This is a genomic window from Allonocardiopsis opalescens (genome assembly GCF_003002095.1).
In the GTDB taxonomy this organism is placed as follows: domain Bacteria; phylum Actinomycetota; class Actinomycetes; order Streptosporangiales; family Streptosporangiaceae; genus Allonocardiopsis; species Allonocardiopsis opalescens.
The window spans coordinates 673,635-690,324 of record NZ_PVZC01000003.1 but is presented as its reverse complement, the minus strand read 5'-3'; the positions used below and the strand labels follow the sequence as shown (position 1 = coordinate 690,324).

The 16,690-nt window shown below is 74.3% G+C and carries 14 protein-coding genes; 5 read left to right on the top strand and 9 right to left on the bottom strand.

Features of this window, described 5'->3' with window-relative positions; genetic code table 11:
* Positions 1 to 3 precede the first annotated feature (3 nt).
* Positions 4 to 750, top strand: coding sequence for an SDR family NAD(P)-dependent oxidoreductase (locus CLV72_RS13305; RefSeq protein ID WP_106245274.1), 747 nt, complete (start codon positions 4 to 6; stop codon positions 748 to 750).
* A gap of 26 nt (positions 751 to 776) precedes the next feature.
* Here CLV72_RS13305 and CLV72_RS13300 read toward each other — a convergent pair whose 3' ends face one another.
* Entirely contained in the window at positions 777 to 1,535 is a 759-nt protein-coding gene (locus CLV72_RS13300; protein WP_106245272.1) for a helix-turn-helix domain-containing protein, read from the bottom strand.
* A 223-nt stretch (positions 1,536 to 1,758) separates the two neighbouring features.
* Between CLV72_RS13300 and CLV72_RS13295 the strand changes: the two genes are divergently transcribed.
* Entirely contained in the window at positions 1,759 to 2,424 is a 666-nt protein-coding gene (locus CLV72_RS13295) for a DUF4097 family beta strand repeat-containing protein (RefSeq protein WP_106245270.1), read from the top strand.
* Positions 2,425 to 2,546: 122 nt separating this feature from the next.
* Positions 2,547 to 3,365 (top strand): alpha/beta fold hydrolase, encoded by an 819-nt coding sequence (locus CLV72_RS13290; RefSeq protein ID WP_106245268.1) that lies wholly within the window; start codon positions 2,547 to 2,549, stop codon positions 3,363 to 3,365.
* A 128-nt stretch (positions 3,366 to 3,493) separates the two neighbouring features.
* Here the strand turns inward: CLV72_RS13290 and guaA are convergent, their stop codons facing one another.
* The 5 genes from guaA to CLV72_RS13265 form a co-directional block, all read right to left on the bottom strand.
* Positions 3,494 to 5,080, bottom strand: coding sequence for a glutamine-hydrolyzing GMP synthase (gene guaA, locus CLV72_RS13285; RefSeq protein WP_106245266.1), 1,587 nt, complete (start codon positions 5,078 to 5,080; stop codon positions 3,494 to 3,496).
* A gap of 75 nt (positions 5,081 to 5,155) precedes the next feature.
* On the bottom strand, positions 5,156 to 5,770 hold the full coding sequence (locus tag CLV72_RS13280) for a Uma2 family endonuclease (protein WP_106245263.1): 615 nt from the start codon (positions 5,768 to 5,770) through the stop codon (positions 5,156 to 5,158).
* 56 nt (positions 5,771 to 5,826) lie between these two features.
* A complete protein-coding gene (locus tag CLV72_RS13275; RefSeq protein WP_342755666.1) occupies positions 5,827 to 6,258 on the bottom strand; it encodes a VOC family protein in 432 nt (143 codons plus the stop codon).
* Positions 6,259 to 6,359: 101 nt separating this feature from the next.
* The gene (locus tag CLV72_RS13270; RefSeq protein ID WP_106245261.1) at positions 6,360 to 7,964 is read right to left on the bottom strand and encodes a succinic semialdehyde dehydrogenase; all 1,605 of its coding nucleotides are present in this window, start codon (positions 7,962 to 7,964) and stop codon (positions 6,360 to 6,362) included.
* A 73-nt stretch (positions 7,965 to 8,037) separates the two neighbouring features.
* Complete coding sequence (locus CLV72_RS13265; RefSeq protein ID WP_106245259.1) at positions 8,038 to 9,054, bottom strand: NAD-dependent epimerase/dehydratase family protein; 1,017 nt, start codon at positions 9,052 to 9,054, stop codon at positions 8,038 to 8,040.
* A 227-nt stretch (positions 9,055 to 9,281) separates the two neighbouring features.
* Between CLV72_RS13265 and CLV72_RS13260 the strand changes: the two genes are divergently transcribed.
* On the top strand, positions 9,282 to 10,112 hold the full coding sequence (locus CLV72_RS13260) for a helix-turn-helix domain-containing protein (RefSeq protein ID WP_106245257.1): 831 nt from the start codon (positions 9,282 to 9,284) through the stop codon (positions 10,110 to 10,112).
* 26 nt (positions 10,113 to 10,138) lie between these two features.
* Here CLV72_RS13260 and CLV72_RS13255 read toward each other — a convergent pair whose 3' ends face one another.
* From CLV72_RS13255 to CLV72_RS13245, 3 genes are all read right to left on the bottom strand, one after another.
* Positions 10,139 to 12,751, bottom strand: coding sequence for a polynucleotide kinase-phosphatase (locus tag CLV72_RS13255; RefSeq protein ID WP_106245254.1), 2,613 nt, complete (start codon positions 12,749 to 12,751; stop codon positions 10,139 to 10,141).
* Positions 12,751 to 14,268, bottom strand: coding sequence for a 3' terminal RNA ribose 2'-O-methyltransferase Hen1 (locus CLV72_RS13250; RefSeq protein WP_106245252.1), 1,518 nt, complete (start codon positions 14,266 to 14,268; stop codon positions 12,751 to 12,753). Before CLV72_RS13250 ends, CLV72_RS13255 begins: the two co-directional genes overlap by 1 nt.
* A gap of 87 nt (positions 14,269 to 14,355) precedes the next feature.
* Positions 14,356 to 15,168, bottom strand: coding sequence for a serine/threonine-protein kinase (locus tag CLV72_RS13245; protein WP_106245250.1), 813 nt, complete (start codon positions 15,166 to 15,168; stop codon positions 14,356 to 14,358).
* A gap of 315 nt (positions 15,169 to 15,483) precedes the next feature.
* Between CLV72_RS13245 and CLV72_RS13240 the strand changes: the two genes are divergently transcribed.
* Complete coding sequence (locus CLV72_RS13240; RefSeq protein WP_106245247.1) at positions 15,484 to 16,650, top strand: epoxide hydrolase family protein; 1,167 nt, start codon at positions 15,484 to 15,486, stop codon at positions 16,648 to 16,650.
* Positions 16,651 to 16,690: the final 40 nt, after the last annotated feature.

Here is a 16,690-nt window from a genome sequence, read left to right as displayed (position 1 = left end):
CACATGGGAAAGCTGGACGGCAAGGTGGCGATCGTGACCGGCGGCTCGCGCGGAATCGGGGCGGCGTCGGCGCTGGCGCTGGCCGACGAAGGGGCCGATGTCGCGATCAGCTACTCGTCCTCGCCGGATCGGGCCAAGGCCGTGGTCGCCGACCTGGAGGCGAAGGGGGTGCGCGCGGCGGCCTTCCAGGCCGACCAGGCGGACGCGGCGCAGGCGGCGGGCTTGATCCAGCGCGTGGTCGAGCAGTTCGGCAAGCTGGACATCCTGGTCAGCAACGCGGCCGTAAGCGGCGGCGGCCTCCTCGGCGGCGAGCCCGTCGACCAGGCCGCCATCGACCGGCAGCTCGCCGTCAACTACACCGGTGTGGTGGCCGGGATCCAGGCGGCCGTGCCCTTGCTGCCCGACGGCGGGCGGATCATCAGCATCAGCTCGGGCGTGGCCACTCGGGCGGGTTTCCAGGGGATGGCGTACTACACGGGCACGAAGTCGGCCCTTGAGGGCTTCAGCCGGGGCGCGGCCCGCGATCTGGCGCACCGGGGCATCACGGTCAACGTCGTCCAACCCGGGTTCGTCGACACCGAAGGAAACCCCGCCGACGGCCCGGCCGCAGCCGTGTTCCTGCCGACAGCGGCGATGGGGCGGTACGGCAGGCCGGAGGAGATCGCCGCGGGCGTCGCCTTCCTCGCCACCCCGCAGGCGTCCTACGTCACCGGCGCGGTGCTGAGGATCGACGGCGGATACGCCGCGTAGCGCGACCGCGCGGCGGGCGGTCGGCGCTAGTCCGCCGCCCGGGCCGGGGCGGGCCGGGCGGTCGCGTCCGGCGACGCTTCGGGCTTGGTGTGCAGCACCTCGCGGGCCTGTTCGGCGGCGCGGGCGATGCTCTCGCTGATGAAGTCCATGAAGCGGGCGATGTTCTCCAGCCGGGCGGCGGCCGGGGTGCCCGGGCCCAGGATGACGGCGCCCTGGCGGGCCGTCGCCACCAGCTGCTCGTGCCCCCGCACGCTGGCGAGGGTCGACTGGTAGAACAGCTCGTCGTCGACGACGTAGCGCTCGCGGCGGCGCTCGTCGCGCTCCCGCCGGATCAGGGTCTGCCCCTCCAGGAAGGAGATGGCCTTGGAGATGGACGCGGGGCTGACCTGGAGGTGCCGGGCGAGTTCGGCGGCGGTGAGACTGCCCTCGTCGGTGACGAACAGGCAGGTCAGCACCCGGGCCGTCATCTTGGGCAGCCCCGAGGCCATCAGCAGGGTGGTCAGCCGCTCCTCGTAGTCGGCCACCGCCTCGGCGTCGCGTCCGTGCGGCTGCGGGCTCGGCGCCCCCGGGGGCGCGGCCGGCCTGCGGCGGCGGGTGCGGCGCTCGGTGGCGCGGTGCGCCAGCTCGGGCCGGTAGGCGGTGGGCCCGCCGTTGCGCATCACCTCGCGCGTGACCGTCGAGGTGGGGCGGCTCAGCCGCCGCGCGATCTCGGCGTAGGCCAGGCCGTCGGCCAGCCCCAGCGCGATCTGCTGGCGGTCCTGCTGGGTGAGCCTGCCTCCCGGCATCGCGATCTCCCCTCGTGTGTCCCGATGGCGCCACCATAGCGTTCACCGACCTACATTGCAACGCACAAGCGGCGCATCATTGCATTGATTTCACACCCATTGCAATGATTTCACGTCTTTGACCTGTATAGATGCTCGGCTTTCGCAACATGCATGTTGAAGAAATTTGGAAAGCAACGTAGCTTTTGCGATGTCGGAAACAACGAGCACGCAGGAGCACACGATGCAGACCTTCACCACCCCCGCCCCGATCACCGCCGTCGTGGAGATCCCCGCCGGACGCGTCCAGGTCATCGCCGCCGACCGCGCCGACACCACCGTCGAGGTCCGCCCGGCCGACCCCGCCAAGAGCCGCGACACCAAGACCGCCGAGCGCACCACCGTCAGCTACGCCGACGGCGTCCTGCGAATCCACACCCCCGAGCCCGACAACCGGATCCTCGGCCACTCCGGCGCCCTGGAGGTCACCGTCCAGCTGCCCACCGGCTCCCGCGTCGAGGGCAGGTCGGCCGGGTCCGAACTCCGCGGCGTCGGCCGCCTCGGCGAGCTCTCCTTCGACGGCGCGTACCGCCAGATCAAGATCGACGAGGCCGCGAGCGTCCACCTCACCGCGCTCGACGGCGACGTCGAGCTGGGCCGGCTGACCGGCCCCGCGGAGATCAGCACCCAGCGCGGCGACATCCGGATCGCCGAGGCCGTCCGCGGCACCGTCGCGCTCCGCACCCAGTCCGGCGACATCACGATCACCGCCGCCGGCGGGGTCTCGGCCGCCCTGGACGCCGCAACGAGCTACGGCCGCGTCAGCAACTCCCTCAAGAACAACGGCACCACCGAACTCGACATCCGCGCCACCACCGAGCAGGGCGACATCACCGCCCGCAGCCTCTGAAAGAGCACGACCGCCCGCCCGGCCGGGCCCGAAGCGACGACCTCCCGTCACCGCCACGGCCCGGCCGCCCCGAGGACCCGCGCCCCACGCAGAACCACCCCGACACAGAACAGGTGCAGCACATGACCAGCAACAAGTCCTCCGCCACCGCCTCGGCCTGGACCGGCATGATCCCGGTCGACGACACCGCCCTCGCCGCCACCGACACCGGCGGCCCCGGCCTCCCGGTGGTCTACCTCAACGGCCAGTTCGCCACCCAGGGCTACTGGCGCCGCGTCATCGCCGACCTCGGCACGGAGTGGCGCCACATCACCTACGACGAGCGCGCCCGCGGCCGCAAGTCCAGACCCTCCGCCGACTACTCCTTCGAAGCGGCCGTCCGCGACGTCGACGCCGTCCTCGCCGCCCGCGGCGTGCACCGGGCCCTGGTCGTCGGCTGGTCCTACGGCGCCGTCGTCGCGGCGCACTGGGCCGCCCGCAACCCCGACCGCACCGTAGGCGCGGTCCTGGTCGACGGCGCCTTCCCCCACGACTGGCTCGACGACGCCATGGCCGAGCGCATCCGCAAGCTCTTCAAGCGCATGAGCCCGCTCACCGCACTCCTCCGCCCCACCGGCCTGACCCCCCGGATGAGCGCCGCCCAGCAGGCCGAGAGCAACATCGAACTCGGCGTCCTCTCCCGCGAACGCGAACTCGGCCCCGTCCTGGACTCCATCACCGTCCCCACCCGCTACGTCATCGCCTCGGGCACCTCCCTGGGCAGCCGCGGCGACGAACAGGAACAGATCCGCGCCGGCCTCGACGCGGCCACCGCCCGCAACCCCCACATCAAGACCAGCGCCAAAGTCCCCAGCAACCACGACGCCATCCTCAAGAAGGACTACCGCGCCATCGCCGACGCCGTCCGCGAAGTGAGCAACCTGGACCGCGAAGCCCACTGAAGGGAGCAGGACCGGAGCACAACCGGGGAGGGGCCGCCGAAGCCGGCGGTCACTCCTTGGTTGCCATGTCCGGTGAGGTCGCGCCCGGGGCGGCTCTCGCTACCCGCGAGTGGCGCCCGAAGCGCTTCTCACTCCCACTCGATCGTGCCCGGGGGCTTGCTGGTGACGTCCAAGACGACGCGGTTCACGGCGCGGACCTCGTTGGTGATGCGGTTGGAGATGGTGGCGAGGACGTCGTAGGGGAGCCGGGACCAGTCGGCGGTCATGGCGTCCTCGCTGCTGACGGGGCGCAGGACGATGGGGTGGCCGTAGGTGCGGCCGTCGCCTTGTACTCCGACCGAGCGGACGTCGGCGAGCAGGACCACCGGGCACTGCCAGATGTCGCGGTCGAGGCCGGCGCGGGTCAGCTCGGCGCGGGCGATGGCGTCGGCCTCGCGCAGGATCTCCAGCCGCTCGGCGGTGACCTCGCCGATGATGCGGATGCCCAGGCCGGGGCCTGGGAAGGGCTGGCGCCAGACGATCTCGGGGGGCAGGCCCAGTTCCTCGCCGACCCGGCGCACCTCGTCCTTGAACAGGGCGCGCAGCGGCTCGACCAGCTGGAATTCGAGGTCGTCGGGCAGGCCGCCGACATTGTGGTGGGACTTGATGTTCGCGGTGCCGCTGCCGCCGCCCGACTCCACCACATCGGGGTACAGGGTGCCCTGGACCAGGAACTCCACCGGCTCCCCGCCCGCGTCGGCCGCCTCGACCACCTCGCGGGCGGCCTGCTCGAAGACGCGGATGAACTCGCGGCCGATGATCTTGCGCTTCTCCTCGGGGTCGCTGACCCCGGCCAGCGCGTCCAGGAAGCGCCGCTCGGCATCGACCACCTTGAGGTCGACGCCGGTGGCGGCGACGAAGTCCTTCTGCACCTGCTCGGCCTCGCCCTTGCGCAGCAGGCCGTGGTCGACGAAGACGCAGGTCAGCTGCTCGCCGACCGCGCGCTGCACCAGCGCCGCCGCCACCGCGGAGTCGACGCCGCCGCTCAGCGCGCAGATGACCCGGGCCGAGCCCACCCGCTCGCGCACCTGCGCCACCTGCTCCTCGACGATGTTCAGCATCGTCCAGTTCGGGCGGCATCCGGCCGCCTCGTACAGGAAGTGCCGCAGCACCGCCTGGCCGTGCTCGGTGTGCAGCACCTCGGGGTGGAACTGCACCCCGTACAGCCCGCGAGCGGGGTCCTCCATGGCGGCGACGGGGGCGCCCAGGGTGGACGCGGTGACCGTGAAGCCCTCGGGCGCCGCGGTGGCGGCGTCGCCGTGCGACATCCAGACCGTCTGCTCGGCGGGCAGCCCCGCCAGCAGGGTGCCTTCCTCCGCCACCGACAGCATGGTGCGGCCGAACTCCGACATGCCCGTCTGCGCGACGGTGCCGCCCAGCTCCCGCACCATCACCTGGTGGCCGTAGCAGATGCCGAAGGTCGGCACCCCGGTGAGCAGCAGCCCCTCAGAGACGGGCGGCGCGTTCTCCGCGTAGACCGACGCGGGCCCGCCGGACAGGATGATCGCCTTGGGCCGCTTGGCCAGCATCTCCCCGACCGGCATCGTGTGCGGCACGATCTCGCTGTAGACATGGCACTCCCGCACCCGGCGGGCGATCAACTGTGCGTACTGCGCCCCGAAGTCGACCACGAGTACGGTGTCGAAACCGGCGTCAGACGCCCCGGCAGCAGCCACGATGGACCTTCCACAGGTGAGAACGGGATGCGGCCAGTCTAACGATCGCACCACCGCCTCGCTCCGTGACCGGTGTCAGCGCAGCAGGACGGCCGGGTCGAAGGGCTCGGTGCGGCCGGGGACCACCAGGCTCCCGCCGCACCCCGCCTCGGCGATCCGCCGGTACCGGCCGTGTCCGAGGACGTGCACCCCGACCCGGAGGCTCGCCGCCGGAGCAGCCTCGTCCACCCGCACCAGCACATAGGTGGGGATCCCGGCCTCGGCGTACAGCACGGGCTTGAGCACGCCGTCCATGGCGCGGGTGGCCGGATAGGACACCTCGGCGACGACGGCCAGGTCCGCCGCCGCGACCGCGTCGCCCTCGCAGTCGTCGGGGCAGACCGCCACGTCGGGGATGACGATCCGGCCCGGGGCGAGCCGGACGTAGACCTGCGGCAGCGCCTCGGTGCGGTGCGTCCGCCCGTACGTGTCGAGCAGCGTGCACAGGTTCCCGGTGACCCGCTGGTGCAGGCGCTCGCCCCGTGGACTGACGAACAGCGCGCCGTCGAGCAGTTCGCCCCGCGCCCCGTCGGTCGGCAGCGCGAAGTAGTCGGCTTCGGACCACGGGCCGACGTGCTCCCACACGACCGCGCCCTCGCCGGGGTCGGACAGCACATAGCGCATGCGTTCACTTTCGGTACGGACGTCCATGGTTCCTGAACGTACCGCCTTGCGGTGACACGGCAGCGCCGCGCTGCCGACTCCCCTCACCCGATCCGCTCCGCCAGCGCCACGATGATCCCCGCCGGCCCGCGCAGGTAGCAGAGCCGGTAGGCGTTCTCGTACCTCTCAAGCTTTCCGACGAGTTCGCCGCCGTGGGGGCGCAGGCGGGCGATGGTGTCGTCGAGGTCGGTCACGGTGAACATGATGGAGCGCAGGCCGAGGGTGTTCACGGGTGCGTCGGTCGCGCCGACGGCCTCCGGGCGGTGGTACTTCGTCAGTTCGAGCCGGTTGCGGCCGTCGGGGGTGCGCACCATCGCGATGTCGGCGCGGACGTCGCGGAGGGCGCAGAGGCCGTCGACGGACGGGCCCTCGACCGTGGTCTCGCCCTCCAGCTCCATGCCCAGCTCGACGAAGTACGCGACCGCGGCCGCGAGGTCCTCGACGACGACGCTGGTGTGGTGCATCTGCTCGATCATGGTGGTGGTCCTCCTCCGTCGTGCGGCCCGTTCTGGCCGCTGTCACCCCTGGGACGGAGCCGGTGCCGCGTTCTCGACATCCGGAGCGAAGAAAATTCCGGCTACCTGATCCGCAGCCGCTTCGCCAGCCGCTGCACGGCGGTGAGGACCGCCGCGTAGGTGTCGCCGCGCATCCCGGGCGGCCCCGACAGCGGCACGTAGTGCTGGCTGGCGATGGTCTGCGCCTCGGTGTAGCGGAGCAGCCCCTCGGCACCGTGGCGACGGCCGAGGCCCGAGCGCTTCATACCGCCCATGGGGGCGCCGTAGCTGGCGAAGGCGGCGCCGTAGCCGTCGTTGATGTTGACGGTGCCCGCCTCCAGCCGCTCGGCCAGGCGGCGGCCGCCGGGGACGTCGCGGGTCCACACGCTGGCGTTCAGCCCGTAGCCGGTGGCGTTGGCGTGCTCGACGGCCTCGTCGTCGTCGCGCACCCGGTAGAGGGCGACGACCGGGCCGAAGGTCTCCTCGGCGCAGACCGCCATCTCCTCGGTGACGCCTTCGAGCACGGTCGGCTCGTAGAACAGCGGGCCGAGGTCGGGGCGGGCCCGGCCGCCCGCGAGCACCCGCACCCCCTTGGCGCGGGCGTCCTCGACGTGCCGCTCGACGGCCTCCAGCTGCCGCTGGTAGGTGAGCGAGCCCATGTCGGCGGTGAAGTCGAGGTCCGCGCCGAGCCGCATCGACTCCACGGCGCGCACGAAGCGCGAGACGAAGGCGTCGTAGACCCCCTCGTGGACGTAGACGCGCTCCATCGAGATGCACAGCTGCCCGGCGTTGGTGAAGCAGCCGCGCAGCACGCCCTCGACCGTCCAGTCCAGGTCGGCGTCGGAGCGGACGACGGCGGGGTTCTTGCCGCCGAGTTCGAGCGACACGCCCTTGAGCCGCCCGGCCGCCTCCCGCGCCACCTGCGCGCCGGACCGGGTGGAGCCGGTGAAGGCGATGTGGTCGGCGTGCTCGACCAGCGGGCCGCCGATCTCGGCGGGCTCGCCCAGCACGACCTGCCAGAGCCCTTCGGGCAGGCCCGCCTCCTCCAGCAGCTCGATGGACCACAGGGTGGCGAGCGCCGTCTGGGTGTCGGGCTTGGCGACGACCGCGTTCCCGGCCAGCAGCGCGGGCACGGCATCGCCGACGGGCAGGCTGAGCGGGTAGTTCCACGGCGTGATGACGCTCACCACGCCCTTGGGCCGGCGGAACTCGTAGGTGCGGGTGGCCAGCGGCAGCGCGCCGGGGTGGCGCCGCCTGGCCAGCAGGCCGGGCGCGCGCCGCGCGCTGAACAGGGTGCCCGCCGCGGCGTCGTAGACCTCCTCGAAGGCGTGCTTGCGCGCCTTGCCGGTCTCCCACTGGACGATGTCCAGGATCTCGTGCTGCCGCCGCAGCACCAGGTCGTGGAAGCGCACGAACGGGGCGACGCGGTCGCGCGGGGCGAGCCGCGCCCAGGCGCGCTGAGCGCGCCGCGCCCGTTCGAAGGCGGCCGCCACGTCGCCGGCGTCGGCCAGCGGCAGCTCCACCAGCGGCTCGCCGGTGAAGGGCACCGTGGTGGTGACGGTGCCCGCCCCGCCGCCGGCCGCCTTCGCGCGCAGCCGGTCGAGCAGTGCCCGGTCCAGCGGCTCGCGTGCGGAGGTACCGGGGTCGGACGGGGCGGACGCGGCGTGCGGCGTGGGGTCCAGAGCCATGCCGGAATGGTAGGTGCGTCCCGCCGCCTTGGCTACCTGCCGGTAATGCCGAGTGGCGGCGCGGGGAGCGCGGCTACCGCACCGACGCCTGCAGACCCTCCAGCCCCTCCGAGAAGCTCACGCTCGGCCGGTAGGCCAGTTCGGCGCGGGCCCTGCTGATGTCGTAGCTGCGGTCGCGCCCCATGATCGCAACCAGCCAGTCGTACAGCGGCGGCGGGGTGGGGCGGCGCAGCAGCCGCCACACCCGGTCGAGGACCCAGGCGAGCGGCGCGGCGACCGCGAGCGGGAAGCTCCGCGCCCCGCTGACGTCGGCGCCCATGGTGGCCAGGACCGGGGTGAAGAAGTCCCGGATCCGCATCGGCGCGCCGTCGGTGACGTAGTAGACCCCGCGGTCCCGGCCGCGGCTCAGCGCGGCCGCCACCGCGGCGGCGAGGTTGCCGACGTGGACGAAGTCCATGACATGGCGTCCGTCGTCGATCCAGGCGAAGCCGCCGCCGGCCGCCGCTTCCGCCGTCTCGCGCAGCGTCGTCATCCCCTTGCCCCAGATGAACGGGGGCCGCAGGGTGATCAGCGCCATCCCGGGGGTGGCGGTGTCCGCCAGCGCCCGCTCTGTCGCCAGCTTGACCCGGCCGTAGGCGATGAGCGGCCGGCCGGTCGGCGTCGCCTCGTCGACCACCGCGGGCTCGCTGCGCCGGTCGGTCGAGACGGCGGCGGCGCTGATGAGCACGAACCGCTTGACGCCGGCGGCGGCCGCGGCGGCGAACAGGGCGACGGTCGGCCGGTGGTTGTCGCGCTCGAAGCCGGCGTCCGGCCCCCAGAACTCCATCCGGGCGGCCGAGTGGACCACGGCTTCGCACCGGTCCAGGACGGCCGGCCAGGCCGGCGCCGGTGCTCCGGTGGGCGTGCCGCCGCCTTCCGGCCCGCGCAGGTCGGTGAGGTCGCCGAGGACGGGCGCCGCTCCGGCCTGCTCCACTTTCCGCGCGGCCTCAGGGCTGCGGGCCAGCGCCCGCACGGTGTGGCCGTCGGCGACCAGCCGAGTGATCATGTGCTGTCCGGCGAAACCGCTGCCGCCGGTGAGAAATATGTCCATGTCAGCTCCAATCGCCGTCAATGGCAATGAATGGCGGGCGATTTCCGCCCGGTGGGCGGGGCGTTTCACTTCGCCGGACGGAACGGCCACGGGAGGGGGACATCGCCGCCGGTCGGTCCGTCATGGATCCGATGGTGAACTCGCGGGCGGGTCCGGAAGAAGCCACAGCTCTTCCTGGTACAGCCCGTACCACGCACAACTGCCGGGCGTGCGGCACGATTGGCGATATGAACGAACTCGGTGCCGCGCTGCGGGCCTGGCGGGACCGGCTCGACCCCGGCGCCGTCGGACTGCCGCACCATTCGCCCCGCCGGGTCGCCGGCCTGCGGCGCAGCGAACTGGCGCAGCTGGCCGGGATCTCCGTCGAGTACGTGGTCCGGCTCGAACAGGGCCGGGGATCCACACCGTCCGCGCAGGTCTGCTCGGCGCTCGCCCGCGCGCTGCAGCTGTCCGACGACGAGCAGGCCCATCTGCTGCGCCTGGCCGGCCACGCCGCGGACCCCGACCGCATTCCGCGCCTGATCCCCGTCAGCGTGCACCGGATCGTGGAGCAGCTGGGCGGCGGCCCGGTGGCGGTGTTCGACGCCGGCTGGCAGCTGCTGCACTGGAACCCGCTGTTCGCGGCGGCCTTCGGCGATCCCACCAGACGGAGCGACGACGAGCGCAACGCGCTCATCCTCCAGTTCGAGCACCAGTCGATCGGGGTGCGGCAGACCCCGGCGGAGCGGACCGCCTTCGAGGAGTCCCTGGTCGCCGACCTGCGCGCCACGACCAGCCGGTACCCGAACGACCCCGGCATCAGGGCCCTGGTCTCCAGGCTGAACCGCGGTCAGCGGTTCCGTGAGCTCTGGGCGCGTCCCTCGGTCGGCGACCACCAGGGCGCGCACAAGATCGTCCCGCATCCGGCCGTGGGAGACATCGCGCTGGACTCCAATGTGCTCACCACCCAGAGCACCGACCTGCGGCTCGTGGTGTACACCCCGCGCGACGCGGACGCCAGGAGCAAGCTCGATCTCCTGTCCGCCATCGGCATCCAGGAGATGAGCTCGCACGGCTGACCCGGTGGCGGCACAGGCCGCCCCCGCTACAGCCGGGGGTCCACCGGCTCCGTTTCGGCCGCGAGGACGGCGAAGACGGCTTCGTGCACCCGCCACAGCGGCTCGCCGCCGGCCAGGCGGGCGACCGCCTCCAGGCCCAGCTTGTGCTCGCGCAGCGCCAGGCCGCGCTTGCGGCCGAGCCTGCGGTCGCGCAGCCGGTCCAGCCGCCCGGCTTCCAGATAGTCGGGCCCGTAGATGATCCGCAGGTACTCGGGCCCGCGCACCTTCAGTCCGGGCTGCACCAGGTCGCGGCCGCCGCGCACGGTGCCGCCGCCGAGCGGCTTGACCACCATGCCCTCGCCGCCGGCCGCCGTCAGCTCCTCCCACCAGGCGGTCGCGGCGGCGACCGCCGAGGGGTCGGTGAGGTCGACGGTCCGGTGCCGGGTGGCGCGGACCAGCGCTTCGCGCCCTTCGGCGGCCGCGACGTGCACCGAGGCGGCGGCCAGCCGCTCGGCCAGCGCCAGCTGCCAGCCGTGGTCGCGGCCGGTGTAGGCGGCGCCCTCGCCCGCGAGCAGCTGGAAGGGCGCGAAGGCCAGCCCGTCGCGGCCATCGGTGCGCCAGCGGTAGCGGCGGTACACCTCGGCGAAGGCCACCACCGACGTGCTCCGCCGGGCGGCGCGGCCGGCCAGCTCGGCGAGCCTGGCCCCCTCCGGCTCGGGCAGCCCCCGCGCGGCCGCGCGGTCGATCGCGTCGGCGGCGGCGGGCAGCGCCGAGCCGGCCGCGGCCGCCACCGAGGCGTACTGCTCGCGGATCAGCCCGTCGGCCTTGGCCGACCACGGCAGCAGCTCGCCGTCGAGCAGCACCCAGTCAGTGTCCAGCTCGTTGAAGATCCCGGCCCTCGCGACGGTCTCGGCCAGCTCGTCCAGTACCGAGGCGGCGAGCGCGGCGTCGGTGAAGAACGGCCGCCCGGTGCGGGTGTAGACGGCGCCCCGGGCGCCGGGGGCGAAGCGGCGCGCGGCCGCGGCGGCGTCGCGGCAGACGACGGCCACCGCACGCGAGCCCATGTGCTTCTCCTCGCACACCACCTCGCCCACGCCCTGGTCCAGGTAGTAGGCGAAGGCCCCGGCCGGGTGCTCCAGGAGGCCGGGCCGGTCGGTGGTCGGGCACGGCGCCATGGTGGGCGGCAGGTACACCAGCCACCGGGGGTCGGCGGCGAAGCGGCTCATCACCTCAAGGGCGGCCAGTGCGCCGCCCCGGGCGCCGGGGTCGACGGCGATCCTGCCGTAGGCGGTGTGCACGGCGTCGCGGCCGAGCACGTCGGCGGCGTCGAGCACGCCCGGTTCGCGGGCGGCCGGCCGCTCCCCCGCCGCCGGGAAGGGGCGGGACGGCTCGTACCAGACCCGCTCGGCCACCACGTCCACCAGCCGCCGCTCTGGGTAGCGCAGCGCGGTGAGCCGCCCGCCGAACACGGCGCCGGTGTCCAGGCAGATCGTGTTGTTGACCCACTCCGCCGAGGGCACCGGGGTGTGGCCGTAGACCACGGCGGCGCGGCCCCGGTACTCCTCGGCCCACGGGTAGCGCACCGGCAGGCCGTACTCGTCGGTCTCGCCGGTGGTGTCGCCGTACAGCGCGAACGAGCGCACCTTCCCGGAGGACCGGCCGTGGTACGCCTCCTTCAGCCCGGCGTGCGCGACCACGAGCCGCCCTCCGTCGAGCACGTAGTGGCTGATCAGGCCGTCGCAGAAGTCGAGCACCCGGGCGCGGAACTCGTCGGGCTCGGCGGCCAGCTGCTCCAGGGTCTCGGCCAGGCCGTGCCCGGTGGAGACCTTCCGCCCGCGCAGGGCGCGCACCAGCTTGGCCTCGTGGTTGCCCGACACGCACAGCGCGTCGCCGTCGGCCACCATGCCCATGACCAGCCGCAGCACCCCCGGCGTGTCGGGGCCCCGGTCCACGAGGTCGCCGACGAACACGGCGGTGCGGCCCTCCGGGTGGCGGGCGCCGACGGCGCGGCCGAGCTCGTCGCGGCGCGGCTGGTAGCCGAGTTCGTCCAGCAGCGCCTCCAGTTCGGCGCGGCAGCCGTGCACGTCGCCGACCAGGTCGAAGGGCCCGGTCAGCTCGCGGCGGTCGTTCCACAGCCGCTCCGGCACCACCGTCGCGGTGTCGATCTCGGCCGGGTCGGTGAGCACGTGGATGCGGCGGAAGCCCTCCTTCTCCAGCCTGCGGAGGTCGCGGCGCAGCTCGCGGCGCTGCCGGGGCACGACGTGCTCGCCGAGGGCGCGGTCGGTCCTGGCGCGGTTGCGCCGCTGGGCGACGCCCTCGGGCACGTCGAGCACGATGGCGACCGGCAGCACGTGGTGCTCCCTGGCCAACCGCACCAGCGGGGCGCGGGCGGCGCGCTGCACATTGGTGGCGTCCACCACGGTGGGCAGGCCCCGGGCCAGCCGCTTGCCGACGATGAAGTTCAGCAGGTCGAAGGCGTCGGCGGTGGCGCTCTGGTCGTTCTCGTCGTCGCTGACGGCGGCCCGGCAGAAGTCGGAGCTCACCACCTGGGTGGGACGGAAGTTGCGGGCGGCGAAGGTGGACTTGCCCGAGCCGGACACGCCGACCAGCACCACCAGCGCAAGCTCGGGTATGCGCAGTTCGCGCGGGGTCTCGGCCATCAGGCGCCGGTCTCCTTCCCCGGCGCCGGGGCGGCGGCCGGATCGGTGTGCGCGGGTGCTGCTGCGGGAGCGGCGCCGAGGGTGAAGACGGCGAGCTGGGTGGGCGCGCCGAGTTCGGGGTCGACGGCGCCCACGGGCAGCAGCCGCACCCGGTAGCCGTAGCGCTCGGCGACGCCGCCGGCCCAGTCGGTGAACTCGGCGCGGGTCCACTCGAAGCGGTGGTCGGGGTGGCGCGCCGCCCCGGGCGCGAGGCCCTCGTAGCGCACGTTGTACTCGGCGTTGGGGGTGGTCACCACGGCGACGCGGGGGCGGGCGGCACCGAACACGACGTACTCGGCGGCCGGGAGCCGGGGCGGGTCGATGTGCTCGATCACCTCCATCAGCACGGCGGCGTCGTGGCCGGCGAAGCGGTCGTCGCGGTAGACCAGCGAGCCGACGTGCAGCGCCAGCCGCTCCGCCACCTGGGCGGCGCGCCGCTCGGGCATCCGGTCGGGCAGCAGCCGCCGCCTGGCCTGCTCGACGGCGTAGGCGGACACGTCCACGCCGGTGATCCGGGTGAACGCGGGCTCGGCCAGCAGCCGCGCCAGCAGCCGGCCCTGGCCGCAGCCCAGGTCCACCACCGAGGCGGCGCCCTCGGCGCGCAGCACGGCCAGCACCGCGCCGGCGCGCTGCTCGGCGAGCGAGAGCGCGGGCTCGGGCGGCTCCTCGGTGATCGCCGCGTCGGCGCCCCCGTCCGCGTCCGCGTCGGTTTCGGCGTCGAAGCGCTCGGCCGGGGCGTCGTCCACCTCGGCCAGCCGGGCCATCGCGGCGCGGAAGAGGTGGCCGCGCCGGGCCAGGTAGCGGCGGGTGATCGCGGCCCGCTCGGGGTGCGCCGCCAGCCAGCCCTCGCCGGAGCGCACCAGCTTGTCGACCTCGTCGGCGGCCACCCAGTAGTGCTTGGTGCCGTCGAGCACCGGGAGCAGCACGTAGAGGTGGCTGAGCGCCTCGGCCAGCCGCAGGGTGCCGGTGAGGGCGAGCCGCAGGTAGGCGGAGTCGCCCCAGTCGGGCACGGTCGGGTCCAGCGGCACCGGCTCGGCCGCCACCTCCCAGCCCAGGGGTTCGAACAGCCGGTGCGCGTACTCGGCGCCGCCCCGGCACGGCACCGCGGGCAGTTCGAGCCGGAGCGGGATGGGGTGCTCGGCCAGTTCGGGGCGGCTGTCGCAGCGGCCGCGCAGCGCGGTGCGGAACACGTCGCCGAGCGCCACCGACAGCAGCGAGGACGCGGCGTAGGGCCGGTCGTTGACGTACTGGCCGAGCGCGAAGTCGGGGGTCGCGGCGGCGCGGGCGCGCCGCAGCAGCCGCTCGGGGTCGACCTCCAGCAGCAGCGCGGCGGTGCAGCGGTCCTCGGCCGCCTCGGGGTAGAACACGTGCGCGGTGCCGTGGGACTGCTCGAACGACTGCATCCGGTCGGGATGCTTGTGCAGCAGGAACCCGAGATCGGTCGCGGGCCGGTGCGTCGTCGTGATCGTGAGCAGCATCCGTCAAGTGTGGCGATCCCGGGCTTATGCCACCAAGTCCTTTTCCTGGTGGCGGCCGCGGGGCGGGGCCGGCCCGATCCCCGGCTGTCAGGCCGCGGGGCCGGGGGTGCCCGGCGGACCGGACGCGCCGGACGCCGGCACGGACGGGGCGGGGCTCGGGGCCGCGGGACTCGGCACGCCGGGGCCCGGCGTGGGCGCCGGCCCGGACGCGGGTGCGGCCGAGGGCTCGGCCGAGGGACGGGGCGCACCGCCGGAGGCCGGAGCGTCCGGGCTCGGCTCGTCGGCGGGACCGCCGTCCCCGTACCCGTCCGAGGGCCGCCCCTCCCCGGACACCCGGACGGTGGCCGCCGCCGGGGCGGTGCCGACCGGGGTGCAGACGGTCTCGGTGGCTCCGGCCAGGGGCAGGTCGGCGGCGAGGGTGATCCGGTCCGGGGTCAGCGTGATCTCGCCGGGGGCGGCGGGGGTGAAGCGGCCGGTCATGGCCGGGGCGGCCAGCGGGCGGTCGGCGGGCAGGTCCTCGGTGTTGGCCGCGCCGTCGAGGCGTACGGGCTCGGTGTGCGCGCCGGAGGCGCGCAGCACGGCGCTCGGGCGCAGCCCGCCGGCCGGCACCAGCACCGGCAGGGTCACCGGCAGCTCCCGCACCGTGAGCCGCAGTTCGACCGGCCGGCCCGGGGCGCCCTCGGCGGGGGCGTCGACGGTCAGCCGCACCGTGCCCTCCTGCGGCCCGACCGGGGTCTCGCAGCGGTAGGCCGCGCTCACCTCGCCGGCGGCGCTGGCCGGGCGGAGCACCGCCGGGGGCCGGCCGAGCGCCGCGCCGAGCAGCGCCAGCGCCGCGGCCAGGCCGAGTCCGGCCGCGGCGGCGGCCGCGCGCCGCCTCCTGACGCCTCCGTTGTCGCGCATGCCCGCACTCCCTCCCGACCGCCGGTGCGCCCGGTCCCCGGCGGGCGGACCGCCGTGCCCAGGGCGCGTTCGAGAGCGTTGCTACCCTGAGCGATTTTTTCATTACGGAGAGTGCATACTCTTTGGCTCGCAGGGGTCGAATCTTGACGGAACCGCCGCAAGCCGCCCGTGCGCAGCCGTTCCGGAGCGCACTCCCGCGCGACCCGCACCAGGTGAGCGGCCATAGCGGACAGATTCCGTCCTACTGGCCGCCTAGCGTCGGCCGGGCAGCGGCGCGGCGGAGGGACCGCCGGGCCCACCGCCGGAAGGACGCCCATGAGCACCGAGATCCACCCGTTCCGCATCGACATCCCGCAGGCCGAACTGGACGCCCTGCGCGCCCGGCTGGCCGCAACCCGCTGGCCGGAGCCGCTGCCGGGCGCCGAGTGGAGCAGGGGCGTACCAGTGGACCACCTGCGCGGACTGGCCGAGTACTGGGCGGACGGCTTCGACTGGCGGCTCGCCGAGCGCAGGCTGAACGCGTTCCCGCAGTTCATCACCGAGATCGACGGGCAGCCGATCCACTTCGCGCACGTGCGCTCCCCCGAGCCGGACGCGCTGCCGCTGATCATGACGCACAGCTGGCCGAACTCCATCGCCGAGTTCCTGGAGGTCATCGGCCCGCTCACCGATCCGCGCGCCCACGGCGGCGAGCCCTCCCGCGCCTTCCACGTGGTGGCGCCCTCGCTGCCCGGCTTCGGCTTCTCCCGCTTCCCGCAGCCGCCCGACCCCGCCCCGTGGACCGCGGCCCGCGTCGCCCGCACCTGGGCGCAGCTGATGGCCCGGCTCGGCTACCGGCGCTACGGCGCGCACGGCAATGACGCGGGCGCCGTCATCTCCCCCGAGCTGGCCGTCGCCGACGGCGACCACCTGGTCGGCGTGCACATCACCGGCGGCGTCGGCATCCCCACCGGCGACCCGGCCGAACTCGCCGGGCTGACCGGCGAGGAGCGCGAGCAGGTCCAGGGGCTGGTGGACATGCTCGCCGGGGCCGGCGGCAGCGGTTACGCGCCCTACCTGGCCGCCCGGCCGCTCACCCTCGGCTACGGCTTCCTGGACTCGCCCGTCGCCCAGCTGGCCTACCTGGTGGAGCGCTTCACGGAGTTCGACGGCTGGCCGCAGGACGGCACGGCGCCCGCCGAGCCGATCGGCCGCGACGCGCTGCTCACCAACGCGAGCCTGTACTGGTTCACCGGCACGGGGGCGTCGTCGTCGTGGACCTACTACGACGGAGCGGCCGGGATGCCGATCGACCAGGACAAGGTGCCCACCGGCGTCTCGCACGGCGGCTCGGACGCGATCCGGAGGATCGCCGAGCGCCGCAACGACATCGCGCACTGGTCGAACCGGTCCAGCGGCAGCCACATGGTGGCGATGGCCGCTCCCGAGGGGCTGGTCGAGGACATCAGGGAGTTCTTCGGCGCGCTCGCCGCACGGGCCTGAACACGGCGGCGGCCCCGGGCGAAAGGCCCGGGGCCGCGCA

What these genes read in the sequence shown, in the direction of transcription:
- CLV72_RS13260 (WP_106245257.1), top strand. Translation starts at nt 9,282, where the DNA reads ATGAACGAACTCGGTGCCGCGCTGCGGGCCTGGCGGGACCGGCTCGAC.
- CLV72_RS13265 (WP_106245259.1), bottom strand. Translation starts at nt 9,054, where the DNA reads ATGGACATATTTCTCACCGGCGGCAGCGGTTTCGCCGGACAGCACATG.
- CLV72_RS13295 (WP_106245270.1), top strand. Translation starts at nt 1,759, where the DNA reads ATGCAGACCTTCACCACCCCCGCCCCGATCACCGCCGTCGTGGAGATC.
- CLV72_RS13290 (WP_106245268.1), top strand. Translation starts at nt 2,547, where the DNA reads ATGACCAGCAACAAGTCCTCCGCCACCGCCTCGGCCTGGACCGGCATG.
- CLV72_RS13255 (WP_106245254.1), bottom strand. Translation starts at nt 12,751, where the DNA reads ATGGCCGAGACCCCGCGCGAACTGCGCATACCCGAGCTTGCGCTGGTG.
- CLV72_RS13275 (WP_342755666.1), bottom strand. Translation starts at nt 6,258, where the DNA reads ATGATCGAGCAGATGCACCACACCAGCGTCGTCGTCGAGGACCTCGCG.
- CLV72_RS13280 (WP_106245263.1), bottom strand. Translation starts at nt 5,770, where the DNA reads ATGGACGTCCGTACCGAAAGTGAACGCATGCGCTATGTGCTGTCCGAC.
- CLV72_RS13270 (WP_106245261.1), bottom strand. Translation starts at nt 7,964, where the DNA reads ATGGCTCTGGACCCCACGCCGCACGCCGCGTCCGCCCCGTCCGACCCC.
- CLV72_RS13245 (WP_106245250.1), bottom strand. Translation starts at nt 15,168, where the DNA reads ATGCGCGACAACGGAGGCGTCAGGAGGCGGCGCGCGGCCGCCGCCGCG.
- CLV72_RS13250 (WP_106245252.1), bottom strand. Translation starts at nt 14,268, where the DNA reads ATGCTGCTCACGATCACGACGACGCACCGGCCCGCGACCGATCTCGGG.
- CLV72_RS13240 (WP_106245247.1), top strand. Translation starts at nt 15,484, where the DNA reads ATGAGCACCGAGATCCACCCGTTCCGCATCGACATCCCGCAGGCCGAA.
- CLV72_RS13305 (WP_106245274.1), top strand. Translation starts at nt 4, where the DNA reads ATGGGAAAGCTGGACGGCAAGGTGGCGATCGTGACCGGCGGCTCGCGC.
- CLV72_RS13300 (WP_106245272.1), bottom strand. Translation starts at nt 1,535, where the DNA reads ATGCCGGGAGGCAGGCTCACCCAGCAGGACCGCCAGCAGATCGCGCTG.